Source organism: Idiomarina sp. UBA4206 (assembly GCF_002383015.1).
Classification (GTDB): Bacteria; Pseudomonadota; Gammaproteobacteria; order Enterobacterales; family Alteromonadaceae; genus Idiomarina; species Idiomarina abyssalis.
Map to the genome: position 1 here is coordinate 1,640 of NZ_DFTS01000072.1, position 6,851 is coordinate 8,490.

General features: G+C 45.6%; 7 protein-coding genes. 4 read left to right on the forward strand and 3 right to left on the reverse strand.

What is annotated here, in order from left to right; translation table 11 throughout:
* Positions 1-2,290, forward strand: a 2,290-nt coding sequence (locus B3180_RS14035; protein WP_286845123.1) for a TonB-dependent receptor domain-containing protein, incomplete at its 5' end; no start/stop codon positions are given.
* A gap of 140 nt (positions 2,291-2,430) precedes the next feature.
* Here the strand turns inward: B3180_RS14035 and B3180_RS14040 are convergent.
* Positions 2,431-3,357 (reverse strand): D-2-hydroxyacid dehydrogenase, encoded by a 927-nt coding sequence (locus tag B3180_RS14040; protein ID WP_273022567.1) that lies wholly within the window; start codon positions 3,355-3,357, stop codon positions 2,431-2,433.
* 190 nt (positions 3,358-3,547) lie between these two features.
* Between B3180_RS14040 and B3180_RS14045 the strand changes: the two genes are divergently transcribed.
* On the forward strand, positions 3,548-4,168 hold the full coding sequence (locus B3180_RS14045; RefSeq protein WP_273022568.1) for a hypothetical protein: 621 nt from the start codon (positions 3,548-3,550) through the stop codon (positions 4,166-4,168).
* 85 nt (positions 4,169-4,253) lie between these two features.
* Here B3180_RS14045 and B3180_RS14050 read toward each other — a convergent pair whose 3' ends face one another.
* A complete protein-coding gene (locus tag B3180_RS14050) occupies positions 4,254-5,069 on the reverse strand; it encodes an NAD-dependent protein deacetylase (RefSeq protein WP_286845125.1) in 816 nt (271 codons plus the stop codon).
* Positions 5,070-5,221: 152 nt separating this feature from the next.
* Between B3180_RS14050 and B3180_RS14055 the strand changes: the two genes are divergently transcribed.
* Positions 5,222-5,848 carry an OmpA family protein gene (locus B3180_RS14055; RefSeq protein ID WP_054487254.1) on the forward strand — a complete coding sequence of 209 codons (627 nt, stop codon included), beginning with the start codon at positions 5,222-5,224 and terminating at the stop codon, positions 5,846-5,848.
* A gap of 16 nt (positions 5,849-5,864) precedes the next feature.
* On the opposite strand, the gene B3180_RS14060 is transcribed toward B3180_RS14055, so the two are convergent.
* Positions 5,865-6,452 (reverse strand): DUF938 domain-containing protein, encoded by a 588-nt coding sequence (locus tag B3180_RS14060; RefSeq protein WP_271331504.1) that lies wholly within the window; start codon positions 6,450-6,452, stop codon positions 5,865-5,867.
* A gap of 138 nt (positions 6,453-6,590) precedes the next feature.
* Here B3180_RS14060 and B3180_RS14065 point away from each other — a divergent pair.
* Positions 6,591-6,851 (forward strand): carboxymuconolactone decarboxylase family protein (locus B3180_RS14065; RefSeq protein WP_286845129.1); only part of this gene is annotated, 261 nt, incomplete at its 3' end.

A 6,851-nucleotide genomic window follows, 5' to 3' on the forward strand; every position in this document is an offset into this window, starting at 1 on the left:
CGACGGTATGGAGCGTATTGTTGTTACTGCTACTGGTTTTGAGCAAAAGCTGACGGAGGCGCCGGCAAGTATCTCAATTATTACCAATGAGGAAATACGGTCGCGCTCCTTTACGTCACTATTAGATGCTGTTAAATACCAGGAAGGCATTGATATAGGCACATCGCGGGATAAAACCGGGCAGGGCAGTATCAGCATGCGTGGGTTAACAGGTGACTACACTTTAATTCTGGTTGATGGCATACGTCAGAATAACCACGGTGATATTTACCCGAACAACTTTGGGGGCAACGCGTTTAACCACATTCCTCCGCTTGAGACAATTGACAGAATTGAGGTAATTCGCGGCCCGGCATCGACGTTATACGGAGCCGACGCACTTGGCGGTGTTATTAATGTTATTACCAAAAAGCACACTGACGACTGGTCTGGTGCTATCACCTTTGGTCGCAGTTTGCAGACAGATGATAACTTTGGTGACGACTTTACGACAGATTTCAGCGCAACGGGGCCTTTGATAAAAGATGTATTAAGCCTGGGAGTGCGCGCTAGTTTGTATGACCAGCAAGCATCTTCCCCTCAGTTTGAGCCAGCGGTTGATCCAAACGGTACCGTGCACATACGGGAATTAGGGTTTGGCAGCGGTGGTCGAACCGTTGACAACAAAGACGAACATTACGGTTTTTCAGTGTCCTATACTCCGGCAAAGGGACACAACGTTAAGTTTGATTACGACAACTCACATCAGTCTTATGACAATACGCCGTCTTACGACGTAGAAACAGACACCATTACTTATCCGCTAGGCACCAAAGACAGCATTGAGTCAATTTGGCAGGCTCGTGGCGGACAAGTTAACCCCCGGGCTGGTTATGCGGCGGATCAAAGCTTTGATCGCACCTGGTGGTCAATAGCGCACGATGCGGACTGGTCCTTTGGTTCAAGTATGGTGTCGTTGGCTTACGTGGATACACAAAACAACGGACGAACCTTACCCTTAAGTGTGGATGAGCGTTTGTTGCTGCAGCAAATGTACGATGGAACAGGAGACTACTCTGGTTTACCTGAAGACGAGCGGCGTTCTATTGCTGAAGAAACCTTCCTGCCAAGACCTGATCGCCCATTAGATAGCAGTCAATATACCCTGGATGCAAAGCTGGATATTCCTTTCTCAGGTTTTGCCGGACACCACAATTTGGTGATAGGTGGTCAACTTATTGATGGCGAGTTAAAAGACGGTGTTTTTGGTCTGGAAGAAGGTAATGCCGGTGCTGTTCAAGAGCAGAAAATGTATTCGCTGTTTGTTGAAGATAACTGGATGCCAATAGCGGACTTCACCCTGACTGGCGGCGTTCGCTACGACAAGCACGATGTTTTTGGCAGTCAGGTGTCGCCTCGTCTTTATGCGGTTTATAACTTAAGCCAGGCCTGGACGGTTAAAGGCGGTGTAAGTACGGGTTATAAAACACCGAAAACAACCGATTTATACGACGGTATTGTCGGCTTTGGTGGACAGGGAACCATGCCTTTTGCCGGTAACCCGGAGCTACAGCCTGAAATCAGTGTTAACTCTGAAATTGCGCTTTACTGGAACTCAGACAACGGCGATAACAACTTTAATATCACCTACTTTAATACGAGCTTCGAGGACAAAATTGCCCGCGGTGATACCGTTCAAAGTTGTGAGCAAACCGGCGGTGTGCGCCCATGCGTTAACTTAGGTGAATATGAACAACTGGGTTATGACACATGGAGTCAGAGTATTAATATCGACGAAGTCGATGTGCAGGGTGTCGAAGTTGCTGCTCGCTACGTTATGAGCGAGACGTGGTCAATACGTGGTAATTACACCTGGACTGACAGCGAGCAAAAAAGCGGCAGTCAGGCTGGGTTGCCACTAACCAACACCGCTGAGCATATGGCCAACCTTTGGCTGAACTGGCAGGCGTCGGATGTTCTGACGGTATATTTGCAAGGTGAGCTTCGTTCTGACCGTTATCGTGGCTATGACAGCAATATTGATAAGCAGCTTTATTTTGAAAACTACAGCCTGCTTAACTTAGGTGCGAATTATAAACTGACGGAATCGGTCGATTTAAACCTGCGTATTAACAATTTACTGGACCGTGACTTCACGACGTATTCAACAACCTATACCGATTTAAATGGTGACGGCGAGTTTGAATACGTAACGGGTCGTGGCGCGGTAAGCGAAGTTGTTTTCACGGATGACTACAATGTGAAAGATAAAACTCGTAACTTATGGATGGGAGTGACGGTAAGCTTCTGATCACAAGGTGTTGGGTACTTATATACTACCGTTGCTATTGATATTACATATTGGTGGCGGGGTTCGCCACTTCTATAAACAACGTGCTTAACTCGCGTTACTTTTCACGAGTTAAGCCGTTATCAATAGTAAGAGGGCTATCACGTTAATGCTGAGATATTATCAGCCGTTAATTCAATAATACGCTGCCTTGCTTCTGGAGAGGTCCAGGCGTTATGCGGCGTTACAATAAGGTTCAAGGGCTCATTTAACGCATCTAGCAACGGATGACCGTCTTTGGGTGGCTCTTGCGGAAGAACGTCCGTTGCATAGCCGCCAATTTGGCCTTTCCGTAATGCGTCCAGCACGTCGTGCTCGTTTGCGACACCACCCCGGGCATTATTAATGACTAAAGTGTGAGGCTGGCAATGTTTGATATTCTTGCTGTTAAGCAAACCTTTTGTTTCTTCGGTTAGCGGGCAATGAAACGAAATAACGTCGGCTTCAGGCAATAGCTCATCAAAACTTGGGCGTGAATCGTCTGTTTTACCTGGGCGTGCGGAAAAGCTCACGCGCATACCCAATGCTTCAGCTTGTTTTTTTACCGCTTGCCCAAGTTCACCCGAGCCGACAATAACCAGACGCTTGCCCTCAAGTTGAAACGTTGGCGGATCAAGCAGGGTAAATAAAGGAGACTTTTGCCAGTCGCCAGCGGCCATACGCTTTTGCATAACCGGTATTTTTGTTGCCAACGACAACATCATCATTAATGTGTGCTGAACCACACTGGGCGTTCCGTAGGCTTCGACATTTTTAACGGGAATACCAAGCTTTTCAGCAGCCTTTAAGTCGATATTATTCATGCCTGTGGCAAGTACACAAACGAGCTTTAACTTCTCTGCCTTCTTTAAAGAAGCCTCGTTCAGCACCACTTTGTTGGTAATAACGACATCGGCATTTTGAATACGTTCATCGACTTGATTAGGCGAGGTGAGAGGGTAGCAAACGAGCTCGCCGACTTGATTTTTAATAGGGGATAAGTCAACGCCTTCACCCAAACTATCGCTATCTAAAATCACTGCTTTCATGGCACCGCTCCGTTAAATCAAGCAAACTTTTTAATGAACAACCCGTAGCTTATCACTAAAAACTAAAATATACAGTCGACACCATATTTATAACAATTAGTTATTAATATACTATTGGCGCGGCTTTTTTGAGGGCTTCACGGATAACCTCGAAATACCGTTTTTAGTATTTAATAATTAAGGAAAATAAATGTTTAAAATTGGAAAGTTGATTGCGTTAGCCGTTGCGAGTTTCTATTTGTCGGGCTGTACTTCGACAATGAATGCGGAACAAGCGGCCCCTGCTGTAAATACACCGAATGAACTTGAATCGGTTTCAATAGCTGTGGTTGATAAGCGAGAATATGTTTTGAATAACGATAAAGCGCCAAGCTTTGAAGGGCTTTTGCGTTCAAGTTTTGGAATTCCTTACTCGCAGTACACCTACAACCGACAGCCCATGTCTGAATACTTAACAGATCGGTTAGTTGCAGGGTTTAAAAAGCAGGGTGTAAAAGCTGAGGCATATCTGACCTCTCATTCAATGAGCGTTGGCAGTATTAAAGAGGCACTGGCAAAGCAAGACCGCCCATCAGTTATTATTGCTCTGAATGAGTGGAAATACGACTACCACGCCTTTTCTGACAGTTCCTGGTACGACGTGGACGTTATTGTTCTTGGAAAAGACGGCGAAGAGAAAACCAAACGAAGCTTTAAAGGCGAGAACGATGTAGGTAACGGGCTTATTTCAAACGAAATGCAAACTATCTATAAGCATCGTTTTGAGTCAATTTTCTTAGACGACTCTATTCAGAAAGCCCTAATGCAATAAGTTTTTCTGGTACCAATGAGGAAGAAATATTAAGCTTTCTTCCTCAATTCAAATAAACTGATATTGTCTTTGGGAAGCTCGTAATTCATAGCAGTACGTCCTTGATTGAGCAGTTCAGTTTTATGTCAGCTATCTCGTCAGCTCGAGTCTTACCCAGCGTTAATAAGGCTATAGGCTGGTTATTTTGGTAGGCCTGTCGTGCAAAACGGTAACCTGAAAACACCATAAGTGAGGTTCCGATAGCGAGCAGGCCATTACTGTTCTTTAATACGTTTTGGGCTTCTTCGACGCGTGGTCGAGGAACGTTATCACCAAAGTAGACAACATCGGGTTTAAGAATTCCGCCACAGCTCATGCAATTGGCGACGTTAAACTGTTCAAAATCAGCTTCTAAATCTGCATCTCCGTCCGGTGCGGCGGTCGCTTCAAGCGCAGCAAAATCTGGGTTCATTTTCAGGCTGCGTTCGTGCATCTCCAGTCTTGGAGTAACCTGCTGGCAGCTCATACAGACCATGTCATTGGCGTACCCATGCAAATTAATTACGTTGTTCGCGCCGGCCTTTTGGTGCAGACCATCAACATTTTGCGTAATAATATGGCTAATGAGCTTCTGCTGTTGCAACTGGGTAATAGCGTGGTGCGCGGAATTAGGTTGAGCGTGGTATAGAACTGGCCAGCCAAACAAACTGCGCGCCCAGTACCTTTTACGGACGGCTTCGCTGCGCATATAGTCCTGATGCTGAACCGGAGGTGTCCGTTTCCACTCGCCGTCACTATCTCTATAGTCAGGGATGCCAGAGTCGGTACATATACCGGCACCTGTAATGATCGTGACCGGTGCATTCCGATGCAGAAACTCCATCAGAGCTTCGCGAGCCTGGGTAGGGTCAGTTATTGTCATAGTAATGAATGTCTACAGGTTACAACTTTACCCTAAAGTTACCACTGCTGAGTACCAAGGTGAAACGCTTAGTAAAGAATCCGCAAATCTTATAAGCGTCTATACTAAAGCATGCTAGTTTTCAGGCATTAACCACTTAAAGGAGTAATGGTATGAAAAAATTAGTTTTGGCTATGACAATGTCATCGTTAGCGCTTGTCGGTTGTGAAAATATGAGTAACACCCAAAAAGGTGCTTCGATAGGTGCTGTGACGGGTGCCTTGCTTGGTAAAGGAACGGGTGATCACGATAAAAGTCGCTATGTCTGGGGGGCGGCTGTTGGCGCACTGGCAGGTGGAGCTATTGGTTCATATATGGATAAGCAGGAAGAGGAGTTCAGGGAAGAGCTGGCCGACAGTGGCGTGAAGGTAATACGCGACGGCGACAACCTTCGTTTGCAACTGCCAAGCAATATTACGTTTGCCACAGGCAGTGCGAACATCTCTCAAAGCTTTAATCCGGTACTGGACGATGTTGCCCGGGTTCTGCAAAAGTATGAGAAAACCACCATGCTGATTGAAGGCCATACCGACAGCACAGGATCCGCAGAATATAACCAGCAATTGTCGTTAAACCGTGCTAAAGCTGTACGCAATCACTTAGTTGGAAGTGGCGTGGATTCGCGCCGTGTGACAACAGAAGGTTACGGCGAGAGTATGCCAGTTGCGGACAACGACACAGAAAGCGGTCGTCAATTAAACCGTCGTGTTGAATTACGCATTGTACCCAATACCAAATAGGCCTGCGCGTTAAGAGTTAACGCTGAAACTCCAGAAGTTGATTGTTTGCCGGCATAGTATGGGTGTTTTTCAAATGAAACCCATGCTGGCTGGCAAGCTTTGCAATCCATTGTTTATCACGTATTCCCATTTGGCTGTCACGAGTACGCAAAGACTGATCAAACGCACGGTTGCTGTCACTGGTGAAATGCCCGTTGTCATTAAACGGTCCGTAAATACATAAAAGCTTTACTGATTTAAGTTTGTCCCCTAAGTGATTAAACAGCGCTTCGACACCCTCTTTGGGCATAATGTGACAAGTATTTGCGGTAAATAAGGCATCGAACTGTCCATCAGGTGCAGACTGAAACACATCGAACTCAACCGGCAAAGGCTGACCTGATACCCCTTCTTTTTCAATTCTGGCTTTTACCCCCGGTAAATACTCCGGTTGGTCACTTGCCTGCCATTCTAAATGAGAGAGTTTTTTGGCGAAGTAAACGGCATGTTGCCCTGTACCGCTGCCAACTTCTAAAACTTGTGACGCATTAGCAAAAGCGACTTCCAGAACCCCAAGTATTGGGTCTTTATTGTTTTCACAGGCTTGTGAGAAAGGGAGTTCCATAAAATATCACCGAGTTGTCTTCTTAGTGTCGAATAATCTAACAGAGCAGCGACTAAAAGATAGCCCATGTCCGAATTTTACAATAAGGACTGGGGAAAACTTTATAGCGTGTGATTAAAAACAAGAGGAGTTTTTGCTGTGATTACCACGAGCCGTTTAAATCCATACTCTAAAAGCCCGAACGTTATGAAAGTCTTTTCCGATTTGAACCAAATAATAGAACATTCGAAACTTGATAAGTCATTAGTTGCTTTAGTTAAGCTTAGAGTCTCTCAATTGAACACTTGCAGCTTTTGCGTTTCATTGCATTATACTGAGGCTGTAGACGCCGGTATTAGTGCAGCTAAGTTGAGTGCTCTGGATGTAGCTCAGGAGCTGCCGGAGTTTACAGAGAAAGAA